Origin of the sequence: Streptomyces tubercidicus, assembly GCF_027497495.1 — a bacterium.
In the GTDB taxonomy this organism is placed as follows: Bacteria; Actinomycetota; Actinomycetes; order Streptomycetales; family Streptomycetaceae; genus Streptomyces; species Streptomyces tubercidicus.
Map to the genome: position 1 here is coordinate 3,645,774 of NZ_CP114205.1, position 21,798 is coordinate 3,667,571.

Here is a 21,798-nt window from a genome sequence, read left to right on the forward strand (position 1 = left end):
CCATCCCGCGGCACCCTGGCCGTGTGACGCGTCATGCCCCGAGCAACGCAAAAGGCCAGGTCACGGGCTGTGTGACCTGGCCTTTTTACGGAGCCGCCTTCGGGATTCGAACCCGAGACCTACGCATTACGAGTGCGTTGCTCTGGCCAACTGAGCTAAGGCGGCGTGGTGCGCGGCCCAGTCTACACATCGGGGAGGGGTGGTCTGTAACCGGTTTAGGGGCTGGTCAGAGGTTGGTGGGGCGGGAGGGGGGTGGGTGTGGTGTGGGTCACTTGCAGTGCTTGCCCTTTGGGGGGACGGTGCCGTTGAGGAGGTAGGCGTTGACCGCGTTGTCGATGCACTTGCTGCCGCGGCCGTAGGCGGTGTGGCCGTCGCCCTCGTAGGTGAGGAGGGTGGCGCTGGAGAGCTGGGCGGCGAGGGCCTTGGCCCAGACGTAGGGGGTGGCCGGGTCGCGGGTGGTGCCGACGACGAGGATCGGGGCGGCGCCCTTGGCCTCGATGCGGTGGGCCGTGCCGGTGGGCTTGACCGGCCAGTACGCGCAGTTCAGGGCGGACCAGGCGAAGTTGACGCCGAAGACCGGGGATGCCTTGCGGAAGCTGGGCAGGGCGGCGCGGACCTGGTCGGGGCTGGTGAAGGCGGTGGCGAGGTCGAGGCAGTTGACGGCGGGGTTGGCGTACATCTGGTTGGCGTAGGTGCCGTTCGGCTCGCGCTCGTAGTAGCTGTCGGAGAGGGAGAGCAGGCCGCGGCCGTTGCCGGACTTGGCCTGGGCGATGTACTCGCGCAGGACGGGCCAGGCGCGCTGGTCGTACATGGCGGCGAAGACGCCCGTGGTCGCGAGGGATTCCGTGAGCTTTCGCTGCTCGCCGGTGGCCACCGGGTGGGCGTCCAGCTTCTTGAAGAGGGCGGCGAGCTGGCGGCCGGCGTCGTCGACGCTCTTGGTGCCGAGCGGGCAGTCCTTGTGCTTGATGCAGTCCGCGGCGAACGCCCTGAAGGCGGTGTCGAAGCCGGCGGCCTGGTTGAGGTTGACGGTGCGGGAGTCGAGCGCCGGGTTCAGGGCGCCGTCCAGGACCATACGGCCGACGCGGGAGGGGTAGAGGCCGGCGTAGGTCGCGCCGAGGAAGGTGCCGTAGGAGGCGCCCACGTAGTAGGCCTTCTTGTCGCCCAGGACGGCGCGCAGCACGTCCATGTCGCGGGCGGCCTCGATGGTAGAGACGTGGCCGAGCAGCTTGCCGGCGCGGGAGGCGCAGCCCTTGGCGAAGCTGCGGTAGGCGCTGGTGAGCTTGTTGACCTCGGCAGGTGAGTCCGGGGTCACATCGGTCTGGGTGTAGCGGTCCATCTGCTTGTTGGACAGGCACTCGACCGGTGCGCTGCGGGCCACGCCGCGGGGGTCCATCGCCACCATGTCGTACCGGGCGCGGATCGCGGCGGGCTGGGGCGCGTACTGCTGGAGGTAGTCGATCGCCGAAGCGCCGGGGCCGCCCGGATTGACCTGGAGGGAGCCGATGCGGCGGCCGGGGCCGGTGGCCTTCTTGCGGGCCACCGCGAGCTTGAGATCGGTGTCCGCGCTGGGCTTGGCGTAGTCCAGGGGCGCCTTCATCGTGGCGCACTCGAAGCCCGCCACCCCGCAGGGATGCCAGCTCAGCTTCTGGTCGTAATACGGGCGGAGGCCGGACGGGGTGGCGGCCGGGAGGGGCGCGAGGGAGGCGGCCTCGGCGGGGCGCTGGACACCGGCCTCCGTTCGGCCACTCGGGGACGCCGCACTGTCGGGGGACGAACTCCCCGAGGAGCAGCCGGAGATCAGCAGAGCGGTGGCCGCGAAGGCGGCGGCAGAGGTGCGGAACAGGCGGCTGGTGGCCATGGGCGGTCCCTTGGTCTCGGTCCCTGGAGTGTGGAGGGCGGAGTGGAGTGGAGCGCGGTGTCGGTCCCTGGAGTGGAGTGGCGTGGGGTGGGGTGGGTGGTGGAGGGCTGTCGTCCTGGGAGGGGCGGCGGCCTGTGGTGGAGGGCGGCGGCCGGTCGGGTGGGGCGGGCCGCGCAGGGCGAGGAGTGGTGGACGGATGACTGGCGGTTACCCATCCCCACGGAGAGTATCTGGATAGGGGCGGGCTGTACGCGGCTCGCGAGGTAGGCAGGAGGGCTGCCGGCGCCGGTGCGGCCGGTCGCCCCGGGGTCAGCCCGCCCGGAGGGCCACCGTCATCGCCTCGACCGCGAGGAGGGGGGCCACATTGCGGTCCAGGGCCTCGCGGCAGGCGATGACGGCTTCTATCCGGCGGAGGGTGCGGTCGGGGGTGGAGGCGGTGGCGATGCGCTGGACGCTGTCGCGGACCTCGTCGTTGGCGAGGGGGACCGAGGCGCCCATCTGGAGGGCGAGGACGTCGCGGTAGAAACCGGTGAGGTCAACCAGCGCCAGATCGAGGCTGTCGCGCTGGGTACGGGTGGAGCGGCGCTTCTGCTTGTCCTGGAGTTCCTTCATGGCGCCGGCCGTCCCGCGCGGCAGCCGTCCGCCGGTGCCGGCGGCGGCCCCGAGCGCGGCGCGCAGCTCCTCGGTCTCCTTGGTGTCGACCTCCTCGGCGACCTGCTTGGCGTCCTCCCCCGCGGCGTCGATCAGCTCCTGGGCGGCCTTGAGGCAGCCGCCGATGTCGTCGACACGGAGCGGCAGTTTGAGTACGGCCGCCCGGCGGGACCGGGCGCGCTCGTCGGTGGCCAGGCGGCGGGCCCGGCCGATGTGCCCCTGGGTGGCGCGGGCGGCCCGGCCGGCGGCCTCCGGCTCGATGCCGTCCCGCCGGACGAGGACGTCGGCGACCGCGTCGACCGGCGGCGTACGCAGGGAGAGCAGACGGCAGCGCGAGCGGATGGTGGGGAGGACGTCCTCCACGGAGGGGGCGCAGAGCAGCCAGACCGTACGGGGCGCGGGCTCCTCGACGGCCTTGAGGAGGACATTGCCGGCGCCTTCGGTGAGGCGGTCGGCGTCCTCCAGGACGATCACCTGCCAGCGGCCGCCGGACGGGGAGAGCGAGGACCGGCGGACCAGGTCACGGGTCTCCTTGACGCCGATGGACAGCAGGTCCGTACGGACGATCTCGACGTCGGCATGGGTGCCGATCAGGGCGGTGTGGCAGCCGTCGCAGAAGCCGCAGCCGGGGGCGCCGCCGAGGGCGCGGTCCGGGCTGACGCACTGCAGCGCGGCGGCGAAGGCGCGTGCCGCGGTGGAGCGGCCGGAGCCGGGCGGGCCCGTGAACAGCCAGGCGTGCGTCATCTGGGAGGCGCCGCCGGGGTCAGCGGACGGCGGCGAAGGCGGCTCACCGAGCGCGGGATCCTGCCCCGACTGCCCCGCCGGCCCCGACTGCCCCGCCCGCTCCGCCGAGACGAGGGCATCCGCATCGCGCGCGGCCGCGGCCAGCTGCGCCGTCACCCGGTCCTGGCCGACCACGTCGTCCCATACCGCCATCGCTGTCCGCCGTTCCTGTTCCGTTCGTCCGGCCCGTGCCGCACGGGCTGCCTGTGCGTCCGGCCCCGCACGCCGCGCAGTGCCCCGCGCCCGACCCATTGTGGTGCAACCCACTGACAATCGAATCCCGAAGCCGGCGCCGGGCGGCCGGACGGGCCCCGTCCGGCCGCGGAAAACGGCCGTGGCCGCAGCCTTTCCGCTGCGGCCACGGCCGTCGTACGAGCCCCGTCTCCGTCGTCTAGCCGCGCCGTCCGCCGCCGCGACGCCGGTTCCCGCCCCTGCCGTCGTCCGCGTCCTCGTCCCGCGTGCCCAGGAGTTCGTCGGCGAGCGTGGGCAGATCGTCCAGCGGGGTCTCCTCCGCCCAGTCGGGGCGGGGGCGGCTGCGCTGGGGGGTTTCCACGGGGTGGCCCGTCTCGGGGTCGATCTGCGGGAGTTCGCGAGTGCGCTCGACGCGTGACTCCGCGGGGGCGGACGGCTGTCCCGGCGCCGCGCCGTTCCTCCCGGCCGCCGCGTCGGGCGTCTCCTTGCGGAACATCCACGGCGGCACCCGGTCGGCAGGGTCACCGCTCCGTCCGTCACCGGTTGCCCGGTTGCCCGGTACGGGCGGCAGCACGGCGGTCGCCTCCGGGTCCGCGCCGGTGTCCAGGCCGTGCCAGGGGTCCTGCGGGTCCCGCACCGGAGGCAGCACCGCCGTCTCGTCCGCCGCACGGGAGGCCCCGTCGCCCGGTGCTCCGGGCTGCGGCAGCGACTCCTCGGTCCGCTCGCTGTCCGAGCCGGAAGCGGACGGGGACGAGGACGACGGGGAAGCCGAGGACTCGTCGTCCGTGCCCCCCAGCCGCTTCCGCAGATCCGCGACGTAGGTCTCCGCCGTGGGCGCGTCGGCCGCCTCAGCCGCCTCGGCCGCTTCCGCAGCCGCCTTGGCCTCCGCCGCCGCGGCAGCCTCGGTCGCCGCCTTCCGCGCCTCCTCGGCGCGCACCAGTGCCGCCTCGGCCTTGCGCTGCTTCTCCAGGCGTCGCTCCTCGGCCTCCTTGCGCAGCCGCGCCTCTTCCTCGTGCTGCTTGCGCAGCCGCTCCTGCTCGGCCTGGCGGGCCCGCTCCTCGGCCTCGCGGCGCGCCTGCTCCGCCTCCGCGGCCAGCCGGGCCTCCTCGGCGCGCTTACGGGCCTCCTCGGCCTGCCGGGCCTCCTCGCGCGCCCTGGCCTCCTCGGCCTCGCGGCGCTTGCGCTCTTCCTCCTCGGCGCGCAGCTTGGCCAGCTGCTCCTGGCGCTCGCGCTCCAGGCGCTCCTCCTCCGCCTTGCGCGCCGCTTCCTCCTCGGCCTTGCGGCGGGCCTCTTCCTCGGCGGCCTTACGGGCCTCGACCTGCGCCTGGAGCTCGGCCTCGGACAGCGGGAGCACCTGGTCGAGACGGTGCCGTACGACGGTGGTGACGGCTTCCGGTTCCTGCCCGGCGTCGACGACCAGATAGCGCGCGGGGTCGGCGGCGGCCAGTGTGAGGAAGCCCGCCCGCACCCGCTGGTGGAAGGCGGCGGGCTCGGACTCCAGCCGGTCCGGTGCCTCGGTGAAGCGTTCCCGCGCGGTCTCCGGGGAGATGTCGAGCAGCACCGTCAGATGGGGCACCAGGCCGTCGGTGGCCCAACGGGAGATCCGGGCGATCTCCGTGGGGGCGAGATTGCGCCCGGCGCCCTGGTAGGCGACCGAGGAATCGATGTACCGGTCGGTGATGACGACCGCGCCGCGCTCCAGGGCCGGCCGGATGACGCTGTTGACGTGCTCGGCCCGGTCGGCGGCGAACATCAGCGCCTCGGCACGGTCCGAGAGCCCGGACGTCGAGACATCGAGGATGATCGAGCGCAGTCGCTTGCCGATGGCGGTGGCCCCCGGCTCGCGGGTCACCACGACCTCGTGGCCCTTCGCGCGGATCCACTCCGCGAGCGCCTCGACCTGGGTGGACTTCCCGGCGCCGTCGCCGCCTTCCAGGGCGATGAAGAAGCCGGTGGGGGCGGGCGTCTGCGCCGGGTCGCCGCCGCGCAGCGCCTCCCGCAGATCGTTGCGCAGCGGTACGCCCTGCCGGTCGTCGACCTTGCCGAGCAGCAGCGCGGCGACCGGCAGCAGCAGCGCACCGGTCAGCATCAGGGTGTAGGCGGCGCCGCCGTACGAGAAGTTGAAGGAGCCGCTGCCGAGGTGGTGCGGGCCGATGACGGCCGCGAGCAGCGGCGCGACGATGGCGGCCAGCGCGATGGCGAGCCGGACGACGGCGTGCAGATGCTCGGTCGTACGGGCGGTGCGGGATTCCTCGGACTCCTGGTCCAGCAGGACGTGTCCCGTATGGGCGGCGATTCCGGCGCTGACACCGGCCAGCAGCCCGAGCAGCAGCACCGTCGTCGGGTCCGGGACCAGGCCCATGGCCAGCAGCGCGAGGCCGGTGGCGGCCACCGCGAGGGCGAGCAGCCGGCGCCGGGGGAGCGTGGGCAGCACCCGCTGGGCGCCCCGGATGCCGACGGCCGTACCGCCGGTCAGCGCGAGCACCAGCAGCGCGAAGGTGGCCGGGCCGCCGGCCAGGTCGTAGCCGTGCAGGACGGCGAGCGAGACGGCCGCGGCGAGCGCTGCCGCCACCGCGGCGCAGGCCGTCACCAGCAGCGGGATCGCGCCCGTACGGCCCTTGTCGGGGGCCTGCCGGGCCGCGCCGTTCTCCGCCTTCTCGCCCTGGGCCTGCTGTCCGGATTTCGCTCCTGCGGCCTTGGGGCGGCGCAGCCCCTCCAGTGGGGAGCGCGGCCGCGGCGTCGGCACACCGGGGAGCTCGATGAAGTAGAGGAGCGACACGGAGGCGGCGAAGAGCCCGGCGGCGACATACGAGCCGAGCGCGGCCTGGTGGAGATGGAACCACTCGATGCCGGTGCCCAGCAGCTTGCTGACGAGCGTGACGACCACCAGTGCGGCGGCCGCGATCGGCAGCGAGACGAAGGTGGTGCGCAGCGAGAGGCGGCGCAGGGCGTCCATGTTGTCGGGCAGCGGGCGGACCGCGGCGCCCTCGGCGGGCGGGGCGGGCAGCAGGCCGGGGGCGGCGCTCTCCCGTGCGACGGTCCAGAAACGTTCGGCGACACCGGTGACGAAGACCGTGACCAGCAGCCAGGCCAGTGCGTTGTCCGGCGTCCAGTCGATCCAGAGGGGGGCGATGACCAGCAGCGCGAGCCGCAGCACATCCGCGCCGATCATCGTCCAGCGCCGGTCCAGCGGACCGCTGGGCGCCGTCAGCGCGGACAGCGGGCCCAGCAGGACGGCTCCGAAGACCAGCATCGCCAGCATCCGGGCCGCGAAGACCATCGTGACCGCGAGGGCGGCTCCCCGATAGCCGCCCCCGAAGACGGCCTCGCCGCCCACGGGGATGTACAGCGCCGCCTGCAGGGCGAGCAGTACGAGGACAAGCATGGACAGGGCATCGCCGATACCCCCGACAAATTGGGCGCTCCACAGTCGCTTCATTGGGGGGAAGCGGAGCAGGGCTCGCACGGCGCGCTCGCGGGAATCCGCCGCTAGGGCGCCTGATGTGGGGGTCACGACCGTTGGCTGCTCGGCACGCGTCATCCCGCCAGCCTAGCGGGATGGTGCCCGCCGTCGAGCGCCCACCCGAACAAATGGGCGGGTACATCGGATCACGTCCGTTGTACCCGCCCATTTGTTGCGCTCTTACCGGCGCCACCGGCAGACGCGAAGGCTCAGTCCTCGGCCGAGGCCGCCGTCTTCTTTGCCGCCGCGGTCTTCGCGGTGGCCTTGTTGGCGGTCGTCTTCTTCGCCGTGGTCGTCTTCTTCGCCGCGGTCTTCTTGGCGGCCGTCTTCTTGGCAGCGGTCTTCTTCGCTGCCGTCTTCTTGGCCGGTGCCTTCTTGGCCGCCTTCTTGGCGGTCTTCTTCGCCGGCCCCTTGGCGCGCTTCTCCGCCAGCAGCTCGTAGCCCCGCTCGGCGGTGACCGTCTCGACGTCGTCGTCCCGCCGCAGCGTCGCATTGGTCTCGCCGTCGGTGACATACGCACCGAACCGGCCGTCCTTGACCACCACCGGCTTACCGCTCACCGGGTCCGTACCCAGCTCCTTCAGCGGCGGCTTGGCGGCGGCCCGCCCGCGCTGCTTGGGCTGGGCGTAGATCGCCAGCGCCTCGTCGACGGTGATCGTGAAGAGCTGCTCCTCGGTCTCCAGGGAGCGCGAGTCGGTGCCCTTCTTCAGATACGGGCCGTAGCGGCCGTTCTGCGCGGTGATCTCCACGCCCTCGGGGTCCTTGCCGACGACGCGCGGCAGCGACATCAGCTTGAGCGCGTCCGCCAGTGTCACGGTGTCCAGGGACATCGACTTGAAGAGCGAGGCGGTGCGCGGCTTGACCGCGTTCTTGCCGGTCTTCGGGGTGCCCTCGGGCAGGATCTCGGTGACGTACGGGCCGTAGCGGCCGTCCTTGGCGACGATCTGGCGACCGGACTCCGGGTCCATACCCAGCTCGAAGTCGCCGCTCGGCTTGGCCAGCAGCTCCTCCGCGTACTCCACGGTCAGCTCGTCGGGCGCCAGGTCATCGGGGACGTCGGCGCGCTGGTGGCCCTCGGCGTCCTTCTCGCCGCGCTCCACATACGGGCCGTAGCGGCCGACCCGCAGCTTGATGTCGTCGCTGACCGGGAAGGACGAGATCTCCCGGGCGTCGATCGCGCCGAGGTCGGTGACCAGTTCCTTGAGCCCGCCGAGGTGGTCGCCGTCGCCGTTCCCGGCGTCCGCGGCACCGCCCTCGCCATGGCCCTCGCCGAAGTAGAAGCGCCGCAGCCACGGCACGGACTGGGCCTCACCACGGGCGATGCGGTCGAGGTCGTCCTCCATCTTGGCGGTGAAGCTGTAGTCGACCAGCCGGCCGAAGTGCTTCTCCAGGAGGTTGACCACCGCGAACGACAGGAAGGAGGGGACGAGCGCGGTGCCCTTCTTGAAGACATAGCCGCGGTCGAGGATCGTGCCGATGATCGACGCGTAGGTCGACGGGCGGCCGATCTCGCGCTCTTCCAGCTCCTTGACCAGCGTGGCCTCGGTGTAGCGGGCGGGCGGCTTGGTGGCGTGCCCGTCGGCGGTGATCTCCCGCGCGGCCAGCGCATCGCCCTCGGCGACCTGCGGCAGCCGGCGCTCGCGGTCGTCGAGCTCGGCGTTGGGGTCGTCGGCGCCCTCCACATAGGCCTTCAGGAAGCCGTGGAAGGTGATGGTCTTGCCGGACGCGCTGAACTCGGCGTCCCGGCCGTCGGCGGCCCGGCCACCGATCTTGACCGTGATGGAGTTACCGGTCGCGTCCTTCATCTGGGAGGCGACGGTCCGCTTCCAGATCAGCTCGTAGAGCTTGAACTGGTCGCCGGTCAGCCCCGTCTCTGCCGGGGTGCGGAAGCGGTCACCGGACGGGCGGATCGCCTCGTGCGCCTCCTGGGCGTTCTTGACCTTGCCGGCGTAGGTGCGCGGCTTGTCCGGCAGGTAGTTCGCGCCGTACAGATGCGTCACCTGGGCCCGCGCCGCGGCGACCGCGGTGTCCGAGAGCGTGGTGGAGTCCGTACGCATATAGGTGATGAAGCCGTTCTCGTACAGCTTCTGTGCCACCTGCATCGTGGACTTGGCGCCGAAGCCGAGCTTGCGGCTGGCCTCCTGCTGGAGGGTGGTCGTACGGAACGGGGCGTACGGGGAGCGCCGGTAGGGCTTGGACTCCACCGAGCGCACCGCGAAGTCGGTGTTTTCCAGGGCGGCGGCGAGCGCGCGGGCGTTCGCCTCGTCCAGATGGAGGACGTCGTTCTTGAGCTGCCCGTTGGAGCCGAAGTCCCGGCCCTGGGCGATACGGCGGCCGTCGACGGTGTTCAGCCGCGCGGTCAGCGTCGAGGGATCGCTGGCGTCACCCGCGCGCCCCGTGGCAAAGGTGCCGGTCAGGTCCCAGTACTCGGCGGAGCGGAAGGCGATGCGCTCGCGCTCCCGCTCGACGACGAGACGGGTCGCGACGGACTGCACCCGGCCGGCCGACAGCCGGGGCATGACCTTCTTCCACAGGACCGGCGAGACCTCGTAGCCGTAGAGGCGGTCGAGGATGCGGCGGGTCTCCTGGGCGTCGACCAGCTTCTGGTTCAGATCGCGCGGATTGGCGACGGCCTCACGGATCGCGTCCTTGGTGATCTCGTGGAAGACCATCCGGTGGACGGGGACCTTGGGCTTGAGGATCTCCTGGAGGTGCCAGGCGATGGCCTCGCCCTCCCGGTCCTCATCTGTGGCGAGATAGAGCTCGTCGGACTCGGCCAGCAGCTCCTTGAGCTTCTTGACCTGGTCCTTCTTGTCACTGTTGACGACGTAGATCGGCTGGAATTCGGCGTCGACATTCACGCCGAGCCGGGCCCAGGGCTCGCCCTTGTACTTCGCCGGGACCTCTGCGGCGCCGTTCGGCAGGTCGCGGATGTGTCCGACGCTGGCCTCGACCACGTAGCCAGGGCCGAGGTAGCCCTTGATCGTCTTCGCCTTGGCAGGCGACTCGACGATGACGAGTCGGCGGCGGCCGCCGTCTGTGGTCTCGCTGGTCGGGGACAACTTCGCTCTTCTCTCCGGTCGACGCTGGGATTGCTCCCCGGCCGGACGCCGGGACGCACTGCGGTGACGCTTGACGCTGCGGAGTGTGACGGTACCTCCCGGCCCCGTGTCAAACGGAAAAACCCCGCAACGCCACTCGAACGGTAACCCGACTACATGCCTTCATGCCGCCCGGACCGCATCAGGCGCTCGCCACGGGCCCCGGGGGCCGTCCGATGGATCATGGCGGGGCCGTCCCGCTCCCCGGTGTCCACGCCGGACGTTCCCCGCGTGCCGCAGCCCCGGCACCTTCGGTGATCTCACACAGTGACGGAACTCCGCCAGCCCCTCGCTCATCCGGGGCCGCACACCGCGCCATCCGCCGGCCCGGCGCCCGTCACAAGGCACCGCCGGATCCCGTCATTGCCTTGATACAGCACGTGAGGGGGCTGGCAGGATGGACACGGCACGGCTCGCCGTTCGAGCCGGGTCACGCCGTCATCACGCACTCTCGGGGGGAACATCACCCATGGCCAATCAGCACCCCGGACCGCCTCCGGAACAGCCGCCCGGCCAGCCCGGCCAGAACCCCTACGCCACCCCGGAGGGCAGCCGGCCCGCCGACACCGGTTACGGCCATCCGCAGGGCGGCCGCCCCGGGGAGCCCGGATACGGCTATCCGCAGGCCGGCGTACCGCAGCAGCCCGGTTACGGCTATCCCCAGGAGGCCGCGCAGCCGACGCCCCCGCCCGGTTTCCCGCCGGGCGCGCCGCCGCAGCCGGGGCCCGCCGGTTTCCCGCCCGCCGGCTTCCAGCCCGGGACCCAGCCCGGCGGGATGGCGCTGACGCTCGGCGACATAGCGGTGAACGGCGACACGATCATGACGCCGGCCGGGCCGATGCCGCTCAAGGGCGCGGTGTGGACGGCGACCGATATGTCGCGGACGGACGAGAAGATGCCGTCGCACGCGGTCGTGCTCGCCGTCATCTTCTTCTTTTTCTGTCTGCTCGGTCTGCTCTTCCTCCTGATGAAGGAGAAGGTGACGACCGGGTTCGTACAGGTCACGGTGAACAGCGGCGGCCGGCACCACTCCACGATGATCCCGGTGCAGTCCCGCGAGCAGGTGATGTTCTTGCTCAACCAGGTCAACTACGCCCGGTCGCTGAGCGTGTGAGCACCGGGGAATCCTGGGGTCCCGCCGAGCCCGCGGGACCCACGGGGGCATCGGTCCGGACGCGCACCCTCCGCCGGGCATCCCTCGTGCTCGGCGTCGGTGCCGCGGCCGCCGTCTACCTCTGGCACACCGATCCGCACCAACCGGGGCAGCTGCTGATCCCGTGCCCCTTCAAATGGACCACCGGGCTGCTGTGCCCGCTGTGCGGCGGGACCCGGATGGCATACGACCTGATGCACGGCGAGGTCGTGACGGCCTTCCACGACAACGCCCTGCTGCTCACCCTGGGCGGCCCGGCCGTGGCGTACGCCGTCGGGCGCTGGCTGGTCACCGGCCTCCGCGGCCGGGAATACCGGCCGCGGCTGTCGGGCCGCGGCAATGCCGTGGTGCTCGGCATCGCCGCGGTGTGGATGCTCGCCCGCAACCTCGTCGGCTAGGACGGCCCGGCGGCTGACGGTCCGGACTGCGGTCCGGACCGTCCGGTGCCAGGACGTCACCGCGCGCCGTCAGGGCGTCGCGTCAGCGCGTCCTCAGCGCCTCAGCGCACGGTGACCGTGACCACCGGCGAGAGGGTGCTGCCGGTGGCCATACGGAGCTGGTTGACGCCCTTGATGCCGAGCTTGACCCGCACCGAGTACGCACCGCTGGAGTTGACCGGCGTCTGCGCGGGCAGCGAGACCCACTTCGTGCCCTGCTTCTGCTGGACGGTGAGCTTGGTGCCGGCCTTGATGCCCTTGGCGACGCCGGTGATCCGGAACTGCTCCCAGGCCTTGACCGTCGTCGCACTGGCCTTGGCCGTCAGGGTGGCGGCGGCCGGTGCGGAGGCCACGACCTGCTTGGGCGAGTGGAGGTCCTGCGGCGCGGCGAAGGCCGCGGCGGAGCCGCCGGCCAGCAGGGAGACGGCGATGACGCCGACGGTGGCGTAGCGAAGTGCACGGTTCATTATGGGTTCCTCCCCTGAGGAGGCCGGCCCGTTGGCCCGGCCGGCCTGTTGGTGACCTTCACTGAGGAACATGCCCTGATGGCACCAGAAGTTCCCGCGTACCGGCACACACCGGCCATTTATGACAGAACTGGCCTGAAGTGAACGGATCGCCTTCCGGCGGCAGTTGAGGATGGCGCCCCGCCACGAGGGTGACGAACTCCAGGGCGCCGGTACAACGGTGCGACTCCGGCGGCTACAACGACAGCAGCAGCCAGCAGCCGGTGGCCAGGAACACCACCCCGGACAACAGCGCCGTCACTGCGGCGACCGGGCGGCTGACACCGTCGGCGACCGGGGTACCGGTCCGCGCGCACACCGCCGTCCACACCAGCAGTCCGGCGCCGAACAGCGCGAACGCCACACCGGCGAATGCCTCGGGTCCACTCTCCATGCGGGCAGCGTGGCACCCCGCGGCGGCATCCCGGCGAACGCCGGGTGAACGGCGCCGGTATGTCGCCCGCCGCTCACCCGCCCGCATCAGCCGCCCGTATCAGCCGTACGTACCGGCCTTCCGCACCGGCCGTCAGCCCTCCGCGGCCACCGGCTCCAGGAACCCCTGCTCGACCAGCATCCGGATCGAGGCCGGGGTACGGTCCCGCAGCAGGACCGGGTCCTCGCCGACGAGTTGGGCGATGGCGTCCAGAATCCGCCCGGCGGGCAGCGAGCCGTCACACACCCCGGCGAAGCCCGCGCCGACCGTGTCCACCTTCGTGGCGCGCCGCATACCGCGGTTCTGACGCAGCACCACATGCTCCGGGTCCTCCGCCCCGGGCAGCCCGACCTGCTCCTGGACCACCCCGTCGGCGAGCCGGAAGTGGGCGGCCAGCAGCGCCGCGTCGTCCGTGACCCGCAGATAGTCCTGGCGGTCGAAGTGCGCCACCACCGACTCCCCCAGCGGCTGCTCCACCGGATGCGGCCACTCCTCGACCGTGATGGACGGGGCGTTGGATCCGGACTTGCGCAGCGTGATCCAGCCGAAGCCGATGGCATGGGTCTTGCGAGCCTCGAACTCGTCGAGCCAGGCGTCGTACCGCGCGGCATACGTCTCGTCGTCCGCCCGGTGATCGCCCGCGTCGCGCAGCCACAGCTCGGCGTACTGGGTGATGTCCTGCACCTCGCGCTGCACGATCCAGGCGTCACAGCCACGCGGCACCCAGGACCGCAGCCGGTCCTGCCACTCCTCGCCCGCCACATGCTGCCAATTGGCCAGCAGCTGGCAGTAACCGCCGTCGTTGAGATGCGCGGCGGCCTGCTGGACGAGCGTCCGGCACAGGTCGTCGCCGCCCATGCCGCCGTCCCGGTAGGTGAGCCGGGCGCCCGGAGAGATCACGAACGGCGGGTTGGACACGATCAGGTCGTACGTCTCGTCACCGACCGGCTCGAACAGCGAGCCCTCCCGCAGGTCGGCAGCGCCCGCCCCGGAGAGCGCCAGCGTCAGCGCGGTGATCCGCAGCGCCCGGGGGTTGAGGTCGGTGGCCGTGACCCGCGTGGCGTGCTGTGCCGCGTGCAGCGCCTGGATGCCGGAGCCGGTACCGAGATCGAGCGCCTTGGCCACCGGGCGGCGCACGGTGATCCCGGCCAGGGTCGTGGACGCCCCGCCGACGCCGAGCACCAGCTCCGCGCGGTCCGCCTCCCCGGCGCCCCGGATACCGCCGGCCCCGCCGACCGCACAGCCCAGGTCGGAGACGATCCACCAGTCCTGCCCCTCGGGGCCGCCGTACGGCCGCACGTCCACACTGGCGCGCAGCTCGTCGCCGTCCTGCACCAGCCAGCCGTCGGCGAGGCAGTCCTCGACCGGCAGGGCGGCCTGCGCCCGCCGCGGCTCCACCGGGCGCTGCAGCAGGAACAGCCGCACCAGGGTCTCCAGCGGGCTGTCGCCGCGCGTCGCCCGCAGCGCGGGGACGGTCTCGCTGCGCGCCAGCGCGGCATAGGCGGGCGCGCCGAGCAGCTCCAGCAGCCCGTCGGCGGTGAAGGCGGCGGCCAGCAGCGCCTCGCGCAGCCGGGCCGTGCGGGCGTGGCTCTCGGGGTCCTGGGCATCTGCGATGGGGAGGTGCGTACTCACGCCCACCATTGTCGGCCCTGCCACTGACAATCGGCGACGGCCCGGCGCCGCACCCTTTCCGGGCGCGTCGCCGGGCCGTCGGAGCCCTTGCCGGTGCGCGGTTATCGCGGCTTCCCGGGCCGTCCGGCTCCCGTGACCGCTACGACTTCGCGGACTGCGTGGGCGCCGGGGCACCGGACGCGGCAGGGTTCTGGCAGCCCTTTTGGGCGGCCATCGCCGTGCCGACCTCACCGGCCTCCAGGTTCTTGAAGGCGGCCTCGCTCTGCTTGTTGAGCTTGTTGATGCCGCTGGACAGGTCGCGCAGGCCGTCCGCGAACTTGAGCTTGTCCGAGGTGTCGAGTTTGTCGACCTGCTTCTGCAGGTCCGCGTAGCCCTTGGAAAGCGAGTTGAGCTCCTTGACGGCGTTCTGCTGGGCCTGCTTGCCCTCATCGGTCGGCGGGGGCCCCGCCTTCTCCAGGGACTTGGCCAGCGAGGCGTAGGCACCGGAAATCTTCTGGAACGCGGCCGAGTCGGTCTGCTGGACCTTCTTGGAGTCCGTGCTGCCGTTGTCGGCCGTCTGCATGGCGGCGTTGGCGTCCTGGATCTTCTTGAACTGAGCCTGCGCAGGGTCGCAGAAACTCTTCGCCCAGTCATTGAGCTTCTTGTTGCTGTCGTCGCTGCAGCCGGTCAGCGCGAGCACCAGTGCGGCACCGCCGGACAGTGCAGCCACAAGCTTCTTGTTCACCGGATTGGTCCCTTCCATGGCTCTCGGCCCCGGAACATACACGGCCAAAGGGCCTTGGCCACCGGTCGGGCATCCCGCCCTGCCCTCATTGCAGCCATTTGCACCAAGGACCGCAGGGCCGGCCGGGCACACGGAAGGCGGGTGGCCGGCGTCCGCAAAAAACGCCGTCCACCCGCCAAGTTGAGCGGTCCGCGAGCCCTTTCGGTGCTCCTCTCCGGCTAGGAGGCGACCACCGTCTTGGCCGACTTGGCGATGCTTTCCGGATCTTCGGAGTTGTCTTCGTCACCCACGGCGATTCCACGCCGCTTGGAGACGTAGACGGCACCGACGATGACGGCAATCGCCAGCAGGGAGACCACGAGCCGGACGCCCGTGCTCTTGTCCTGGCCGTATGAGAACTTGACCACAGCGGGCGCGATCAGCAGCGCCACCAGGTTCATGACCTTCAGCAGCGGGTTGATCGCCGGTCCTGCGGTGTCCTTGAACGGGTCACCTACGGTGTCACCGATGACCGTCGCGGCATGCGCCTCGCTGCCCTTGCCGCCGTGATGGCCGTCCTCGACCAGCTTCTTGGCGTTGTCCCACGCGCCACCGGAGTTGGCGAGGAAGACCGCCATCAGCGTGCCGGTGCCGATCGCACCGGCCAGGAACGAGCCGAGTGCGCCGACGCCGAGCGAGAAGCCGACCGCGATCGGGGTGAGCACGGCCAGCAGCCCGGGAGTGGCCAGCTCACGCAGCGCGTCCTTGGTGCAGATGTCCACGACCCGCCCGTATTCGGGCTTCTCGCTGTAGTCCATGATCCCGGGGTGCTCCCGGAACTGCCGGCGCACCTCGAAGACCACCGCTCCCGCCGACCGGGAGACGGCGTTGATCGCCAGCCCGGAGAACAGGAAGACGACCGAGGCGCCCAGGACCAGCCCGACCAGGTTGTTGGGCTGTGAGATGTCCAGGCTGAGGCCCATCCCGGTGGCGGCGCTGCCGACGCCCCGTACGGCGGTGGCGATCGCGTCCCGGTACGAGCCGAAGAGCGCGGCCGCGGCCAATACGGCGGTCGCGATGGCGATGCCCTTGGTGATGGCCTTGGTCGTGTTGCCGACCGCGTCCAGGTCGGTCAGCACCTGCGCGCCGTCACCGGTGACATCACCGGACATCTCGGCGATGCCCTGCGCGTTGTCGGAGACCGGCCCGAAGGTGTCCATCGCCACGATCACGCCGACGGTGGTCAGCAGACCGGTGCCGGCCAGCGCCACCGCGAACAGCGCCAGCATGATGGAGGCACCGCCCAGCAGGAACGCCCCGTAGACGGCCAGAGCGATCAGCACCGCCGAGTAGACGGCCGACTCCAGGCCGATCGAGATCCCGGAGAGCACGACCGTGGCCGGCCCGGTCAGCGAGGTCTTCCCGATGTCCCGTACGGGCCGCCGGGTGGTCTCGGTGAAGTAGCCGGTCAGCTGCTGGATCAGCGCGGCCAGCACGATGCCGATGGCGACCGCCACCAGCGCCAGCATCCGCGGGTCGCCGCTGGTGCTCAGGATCTCGACGTCGGTGACGCCCTTCAGGCCCTGGTAGCTGGACGGCAGGTACGTGAACACGGCGACGGCCACCAGGACCAGCGAGATGCCCGCGGAGATGAAGAAGCCGCGATTGATGGCCGTCATGCCGCTGCGGTCGCTGCGCCGGGGCGCGACCACGAAGATGCCGACCATCGCGGTGAGCACGCCGATGGCCGGGACCAGCAGCGGGAAGGCGAGCCCGGCGTCGCCGAAGGCCGCCATGCCGAGGATGAGCGCGGCGACCAGGGTCACCGCGTACGACTCGAAGAGGTCGGCGGCCATACCGGCGCAGTCACCGACGTTGTCGCCCACGTTGTCCGCGATGGTCGCGGCGTTGCGCGGGTCGTCCTCGGGGATGCCCTGCTCGACCTTCCCGACGAGGTCGGCGCCGACGTCCGCGGCCTTGGTGAAGATGCCGCCGCCGACCCTCATGAACATCGCGATCAGCGCGGCGCCGAGACCGAAGCCCTCCAGCACCTTGGGCGCGTCGACCGCGTACACGAGTACTACGCAGGAGGCACCGAGCAGGCCGAGCCCCACGGTGAACATTCCGACGACGCCACCGGTACGGAATGCGATCTTCATCGCCTTGTGAGAGACGGCCGTAAGATCCTTTTTCCGGGTGTCGCCCTCTTCCGGAGTGGCTTCCCGGGCGGCCGCCGCCACCCGCACATTGCTGCGTACGGCGAGCCACATGCCGATATAGCCGGTGGCCGCCGAGAATCCGGCGCCGATCAAGAAGAAGGCGCTGCGTCCGGCGCGCTGCGACCAATTGTCCGCAGGCAGCAGCATGAGCAGGAAGAACACCACGACGGCGAATACACCGAGGGTCCGCAACTGCCGTGCCAGGTAGGCATTTGCGCCTTCCTGCACCGCCGCCGCGATCTTCTTCATACTGTCGGTTCCCTCACCGGCCGCGAGCACTTGGCGGACCAGCACCGCCGCGACAGCCAGCGCCGCCAGGGCGACCACGGCGATCACCAGCACGATGCCGCGATTGCCCGCCGTAAGTGACGGCCCGGCCAGAAAAGTGGGGGTGTCAAGCAACTGAGGGGTGTAAGGCCCCGCCATTCGTCCTCCTTGACGTTTGGCACATGGGCGCGCGGAAGCACGCTCAGGCGTCCTGAGCAAGATGTGGACGGATTGTAGGGAGCCGCGGTTGATCAAAACAGTACGCGTCAAAGGGAATTCGCCGGTAGCGGCGAAGATCAAAAGGCCGACGCGGTACGGAATTCGCCCGGACGAAGGAAAGCGACGAATTCGCTGACCACTGCCCGATGATCTCGCTGTCGTACTGATCGCTTATGGATCGCCCACTGATCGCCGCTGCTCAAGGACGCCGCCCCGGCGACCGGGCCGCTTGAGGTGTGCGTGACACCGGAGGGAATTGATCCGCCCGGCTGCGGCCGAACGGGTGACCCGCGCCGCGCGGACCCCTCCCCGGCACCCGGTGAAGGACCGTCAGATCGAGTCCGGATCGCAACGCATGCGACGGGAGCGGGGGCCGGGACGGGCGCGATGGGCGGGCCCCCGGAGCCGTCACCGGGTCAGAGTGCGCCAGAAAGCCGTACGACGCCCTCTGCGGCGATCTCGTGGTCGCGGTGGACGGGGGTCACCGACGGCGTGAGCGAGGGCGGCACAGCCGCCGTCACAGCCGCCGTCGCAGCCCTCGGAGCCCCGGCCTCGGGGGCGTCGATGCGGGGATGAGCTGCGGACGTGACGTTTCGTGACGCGCCGCCTACAGAGACGGAGCAGGACGGCGCGGCTCGGAGGCGGCCGCTGACGGGGCCGCCGGTGTCCCTACGGGAGGACCGCTGCCGTCGTGGTGGTGGGCCAGGTCATGCGGATCAGCCCGCCTTCCTCGCCGACGGTGACCTCGACATCGTCGACCAGACCGCTGATCACGGCGAGGCCCATCTCGTCCTCGCCCTCGGCGTCGCTCTCCGGGACGCTCACGGCCTCGCCGCTACCCGGCGCCGTACCGGAGTCGCCGGTCACCCCGTCGCCGACCTCGATCGAGAACTTCTTCTCGTCCTCGATCAGCAGGACCCGTACGGGCGAGGTGATGTCATGGCTCTCGTGCAGGCCCACGGCCCGGCTGCACGCCTCACCGACGGCGAGCCGCACCTCGTCCAGCACGGCCTCGTCCACCCCCGCGCGCCGTGCCACAGCGGCCGCGACCAGACGCGCGGTGCGGACATGCTCGGGAAGGGCGCTGAAGCGAAGTTCGACGGTGGCCATGCCATCCCCCTCGTTATGCGGGCGTGCGACGCAGGGGGCCGGACCTGCGTCCGGTACCCCCCACTTCTTCCTCCCCCCGCGCCTGGTGGCGCGGGGGACCGGCAAAACCGTCAGTCAGTCGCCGAGACGGCTTCCTCGACCGAGGTGTGAATCGGGAACACCTTGGTCAGTCCGGTGATACGGAAGATTTTGAGAATGCGCTCCTGGTTGCAGACCAGGCGCAGCGAGCCCTCATGGGCACGCACCCGCTTGAGCCCACCGACCAGCACGCCGAGCCCAGTGGAGTCCAGGAAGTCGACACGTTCCATGTCCACCACGAGGTGGTAGCTTCCGTCGTTCACAAGCTCGACCAGCTGCTCCCGCAGCTTGGGCGCGGTGTATACATCAATCTCGCCACCGACCTCGACGACCGTACGGTCGCCAACGGTCCGGGTCGACAGGGACAGGTCCACGGATCCTCCAGCACCTTGCTATCGAGCGGTCGCCCCCCTGGGGCCTCCCCACCGAAGGTAGGGGCGGATCTGGCAGCCGCGATGGCATTCAATCACTTACCGGTAGGCGTGCACGACGCCCTTTAGGCATTGTCCGTCACTCCGGTGACACACTCGGTGCCGATGGCCTCCAATCCTGTCCCGCCGGATGCGGGCGCGCGCCCGTCCCCAGGCATGATTCTCGAACGTCTCGCCCGGGGCGCGACCCGCGCTGCGCGCGTCACTCATACGGAGCACTTGCCCCCGCGCATCGGCAGCCATGCCGACTGGCCGGAACAGATCCGGCCGGAAGTGATCGACGCCATCCGCTCGGCCGGAATCGATCGTCCCTGGGCCCACCAGGCACGGACATCCGAACACGCACTGCGCGGCGAATCGGTCGTCGTCGCCACCGGCACCGCCTCGGGGAAGTCCCTGGCGTATCTCGCGCCGGTCCTCTCCACGCTCCTGGACGGCTCCGAGGCCCCGAACGGGAGAGGGGCCACGGCCCTGTATCTGGCGCCCACGAAGGCGCTGGCGGCCGATCAGCGGCGTGCCGTACGTGAGCTGGCCGCTCCCCTGGGGCCGGCGGTCCGGCCGGCGGTCTACGACGGCGACACCCCCGTCGAGGAGCGCGAATGGGTCCGCCAGTACGGCAACTACGTCCTGACCAACCCCGACATGCTGCACCGCGGCATCCTGCCGTCACACCCCCGCTGGTCCTCCTTCCTGCGGGCGCTGCGCTATGTCGTCATCGATGAATGCCACAGCTACCGCGGCGTCTTCGGCTCCCATGTCGCGCAGGTGATCCGCCGGCTGCGCCGTATCTGCGCCCGTTACGGCGCCGAACCGGTCTTTCTGCTCGCCTCCGCCACGGCCGCGGAGCCGGGACAGGCGGCGACCCGGCTCACCGGCCTGCCCGTGGTGGAAATCACCGAGGACACCTCGCCGCGCGGTGAGTTGGTCTTCGCGCTGTGGGAGCCGCCGCTGACCGAACTCCACGGCGAGCAGGGCGCCCCGGTCCGCCGGACCGCCACCGCCGAGACCGCGGATCTGCTCACCGACCTCGCCGTCCAGGGCGTACGCACCGTTGCCTTCGTCCGCTCCCGGCGCGGCGCCGAACTGATCGCCCTGATCACGCAGGAGCGGCTCGCGGAGGTGGACCGTTCGCTGCCCGGCCGGGTCGCCGCCTACCGGGGCGGATATCTGCCCGAGGAACGCCGTGCCCTGGAACGCGCCCTGCACAGCGGGGAGCTGCTCGGCCTGGCCGCCACCACCGCGCTCGAACTCGGCGTGGACGTCTCCGGTCTGGATGCCGTGGTCATCGCCGGATATCCGGGGACCCGGGCGTCCTTGTGGCAGCAGGCCGGGCGGGCGGGCCGCTCCGGGCAGGGCGCGCTCGCGGTGCTCGTGGCCCGCGACGACCCGCTGGACACCTACCTCGTCCACCACCCCGAGGCGCTCTTCGACCAGCCCGTCGAAACCACCGTCCTGGACCCCGACAACCCGTACGTGCTCACCCCGCACCTGTGCGCGGCCGCCGCCGAACTCCCGCTCACCGAAGCCGATTTCCCGCTCTTCGGGCCCGCGGCCGGCGGGCTGATGCCGCAACTGGAGGCCGCGAACCTGCTGCGCCGGCGGGCCAAGGCCTGGCACTGGACGCGCCGCGAGCGCGCCGCCGACCTCACCGACATCCGTGGGGAGGGCGGCTCGCCGGTGCAGATCGTGGAGACCGGCACCGGGCGGCTGCTCGGCACCGTGGATGCCGCCGCCGCGCACACCACCGTCCACGACGGCGCGGTCCACCTCCACCAGGGACGTACCTATGTCGTGCAGAAGCTCGACCTCGCCGATGACGTGGCGCTCGTCGAGGAGGCCAGCCCGCCGTATTCCACGACCGCCCGGGACACCACCGCGATCTCCATCCTCGACACCGACACCGAGATTCCCTGGGGCGACGCCCGGCTCTGCTTCGGCTCCGTCGAGGTCACCAATCAGGTCGTCTCCTTCCTGCGCCGCAAGCTGATCACCGGCGAGGTCCTGGGCGAGACCAAGCTCGATCTGCCGCCCCGTACGCTGCGCACCCGCGCGGTGTGGTGGACGGTTACCGAGGACCAACTCGACGCCGCCCGCGTCAATCCCCAGCAGCTGGGCGGCGCGCTGCACGCCGCGGAACACGCCTCCATCGGCATGCTGCCGCTCTTCGCCACCTGCGACCGCTGGGACATCGGCGGCGTCTCCGTGCCGCTCCACCCGGACACCCTCCTGCCGACCGTCTTCGTCTACGACGGCCACCCGGGCGGCGCCGGATTCGCCGAGCGGGCCTTCCACACGGCCGCCGACTGGCTCACCGCCACCCGCGCCGCCATCGCCTCCTGCGAATGCGAGGCCGGCTGCCCTTCCTGCATCCAGTCGCCCAAGTGCGGCAACGGCAACGACCCGCTCCACAAACGGGGCGCCATCCGCCTGCTGGGCGAGCTGTTGCGCGGCGCGCCGCGGAGAGCGTAGCCGGGGTGCCGACGCGGAACGGACGCGGACCGCGGCGGCCGGGTACGGCGCGGAGCGGACACGGACCACGGCGGCCGGGGGCGGTGCGGCTCG

At 71.4% G+C, this 21,798-nt stretch carries 14 protein-coding genes and 1 tRNA gene; 3 read left to right on the top strand and 12 right to left on the bottom strand.

The features are described from left to right. Window positions 1-91 precede the first annotated feature (91 nt). The 5 genes from STRTU_RS15740 to topA all read right to left on the bottom strand — a co-directional run bounded on the left by STRTU_RS15740 (window position 92) and on the right by topA (window position 10,009). Window positions 92-165 (bottom strand) — tRNA-Thr (locus STRTU_RS15740). A gap of 103 nt (window positions 166-268) precedes the next feature. Beyond that, complete coding sequence (locus STRTU_RS15745) at window positions 269-1,858, bottom strand: alpha/beta hydrolase (protein ID WP_159744102.1); 1,590 nt, start codon at window positions 1,856-1,858, stop codon at window positions 269-271. Between the two features lie 309 nt (window positions 1,859-2,167). Beyond that, window positions 2,168-3,445, bottom strand: coding sequence for a DNA polymerase III subunit delta' (locus STRTU_RS15750; protein ID WP_159744103.1), 1,278 nt, complete (start codon window positions 3,443-3,445; stop codon window positions 2,168-2,170). Window positions 3,446-3,683: 238 nt separating this feature from the next. Continuing rightward, the gene (gene tmk / locus STRTU_RS15755) at window positions 3,684-7,025 is read right to left on the bottom strand and encodes a dTMP kinase (RefSeq protein ID WP_159744104.1); all 3,342 of its coding nucleotides are present in this window, start codon (window positions 7,023-7,025) and stop codon (window positions 3,684-3,686) included. A gap of 131 nt (window positions 7,026-7,156) precedes the next feature. Continuing rightward, the gene (topA, locus tag STRTU_RS15760) at window positions 7,157-10,009 is read right to left on the bottom strand and encodes a type I DNA topoisomerase (RefSeq protein ID WP_159744105.1); all 2,853 of its coding nucleotides are present in this window, start codon (window positions 10,007-10,009) and stop codon (window positions 7,157-7,159) included. A gap of 508 nt (window positions 10,010-10,517) precedes the next feature. Here topA and STRTU_RS15765 point away from each other — a divergent pair. Further along, window positions 10,518-11,162 carry a hypothetical protein gene (locus STRTU_RS15765; protein WP_159744106.1) on the top strand — a complete coding sequence of 215 codons (645 nt, stop codon included), beginning with the start codon at window positions 10,518-10,520 and terminating at the stop codon, window positions 11,160-11,162. Further along, window positions 11,159-11,599, top strand: coding sequence for a DUF2752 domain-containing protein (locus tag STRTU_RS15770; protein ID WP_159744107.1), 441 nt, complete (start codon window positions 11,159-11,161; stop codon window positions 11,597-11,599). Before STRTU_RS15765 ends, STRTU_RS15770 begins: the two co-directional genes overlap by 4 nt. A 101-nt stretch (window positions 11,600-11,700) precedes the next feature. On the opposite strand, the gene STRTU_RS15775 is transcribed toward STRTU_RS15770, so the two are convergent. From STRTU_RS15775 to bldG, 7 genes are all read right to left on the bottom strand, one after another. Continuing rightward, window positions 11,701-12,105 (bottom strand): hypothetical protein, encoded by a 405-nt coding sequence (locus STRTU_RS15775; protein WP_159744108.1) that lies wholly within the window; start codon window positions 12,103-12,105, stop codon window positions 11,701-11,703. Window positions 12,106-12,340: 235 nt separating this feature from the next. After that, window positions 12,341-12,538: a hypothetical protein gene (locus STRTU_RS15780; RefSeq protein WP_159744109.1), complete on the bottom strand. Its 198-nt coding sequence runs from the start codon at window positions 12,536-12,538 to the stop codon at window positions 12,341-12,343. A 132-nt stretch (window positions 12,539-12,670) separates the two neighbouring features. Then, window positions 12,671-14,218, bottom strand: coding sequence for a DUF7059 domain-containing protein (locus tag STRTU_RS15785; protein WP_371873599.1), 1,548 nt, complete (start codon window positions 14,216-14,218; stop codon window positions 12,671-12,673). Between the two features lie 130 nt (window positions 14,219-14,348). Beyond that, complete coding sequence (locus STRTU_RS15790) at window positions 14,349-14,933, bottom strand: small secreted protein (RefSeq protein ID WP_159744111.1); 585 nt, start codon at window positions 14,931-14,933, stop codon at window positions 14,349-14,351. A gap of 218 nt (window positions 14,934-15,151) precedes the next feature. Next, window positions 15,152-17,557 carry a sodium-translocating pyrophosphatase gene (locus STRTU_RS15795; protein WP_159744112.1) on the bottom strand — a complete coding sequence of 802 codons (2,406 nt, stop codon included), beginning with the start codon at window positions 17,555-17,557 and terminating at the stop codon, window positions 15,152-15,154. Window positions 17,558-18,286: 729 nt separating this feature from the next. Further along, on the bottom strand, window positions 18,287-18,727 hold the full coding sequence (locus STRTU_RS15800; protein WP_159744113.1) for an ATP-binding protein: 441 nt from the start codon (window positions 18,725-18,727) through the stop codon (window positions 18,287-18,289). A gap of 110 nt (window positions 18,728-18,837) precedes the next feature. Continuing rightward, window positions 18,838-19,179 carry an anti-sigma factor antagonist BldG gene (gene bldG, locus STRTU_RS15805; protein ID WP_018089983.1) on the bottom strand — a complete coding sequence of 114 codons (342 nt, stop codon included), beginning with the start codon at window positions 19,177-19,179 and terminating at the stop codon, window positions 18,838-18,840. 162 nt (window positions 19,180-19,341) lie between these two features. Here bldG and STRTU_RS15810 point away from each other — a divergent pair, with 162 nt between their 5' ends. Continuing rightward, window positions 19,342-21,705, top strand: coding sequence for a DEAD/DEAH box helicase (locus STRTU_RS15810; protein ID WP_246240580.1), 2,364 nt, complete (start codon window positions 19,342-19,344; stop codon window positions 21,703-21,705). Window positions 21,706-21,798: the final 93 nt, after the last annotated feature.

Coding starts and splice junctions, on each gene's coding strand:
- STRTU_RS15745 (WP_159744102.1), bottom strand. CDS start 1,858: ATGGCCACCAGCCGCCTGTTCCGCACCTCTGCCGCCGCCTTCGCGGCC.
- STRTU_RS15750 (WP_159744103.1), bottom strand. CDS start 3,445: ATGGCGGTATGGGACGACGTGGTCGGCCAGGACCGGGTGACGGCGCAG.
- tmk (WP_159744104.1), bottom strand. CDS start 7,025: ATGACGCGTGCCGAGCAGCCAACGGTCGTGACCCCCACATCAGGCGCC.
- STRTU_RS15765 (WP_159744106.1), top strand. CDS start 10,518: ATGGCCAATCAGCACCCCGGACCGCCTCCGGAACAGCCGCCCGGCCAG.
- STRTU_RS15775 (WP_159744108.1), bottom strand. CDS start 12,105: ATGAACCGTGCACTTCGCTACGCCACCGTCGGCGTCATCGCCGTCTCC.
- STRTU_RS15780 (WP_159744109.1), bottom strand. CDS start 12,538: ATGGAGAGTGGACCCGAGGCATTCGCCGGTGTGGCGTTCGCGCTGTTC.
- STRTU_RS15785 (WP_371873599.1), bottom strand. CDS start 14,218: ATGGTGGGCGTGAGTACGCACCTCCCCATCGCAGATGCCCAGGACCCC.
- STRTU_RS15795 (WP_159744112.1), bottom strand. CDS start 17,557: ATGGCGGGGCCTTACACCCCTCAGTTGCTTGACACCCCCACTTTTCTG.
- STRTU_RS15800 (WP_159744113.1), bottom strand. CDS start 18,727: ATGGCCACCGTCGAACTTCGCTTCAGCGCCCTTCCCGAGCATGTCCGC.
- STRTU_RS15810 (WP_246240580.1), top strand. CDS start 19,342: ATGGCCTCCAATCCTGTCCCGCCGGATGCGGGCGCGCGCCCGTCCCCA.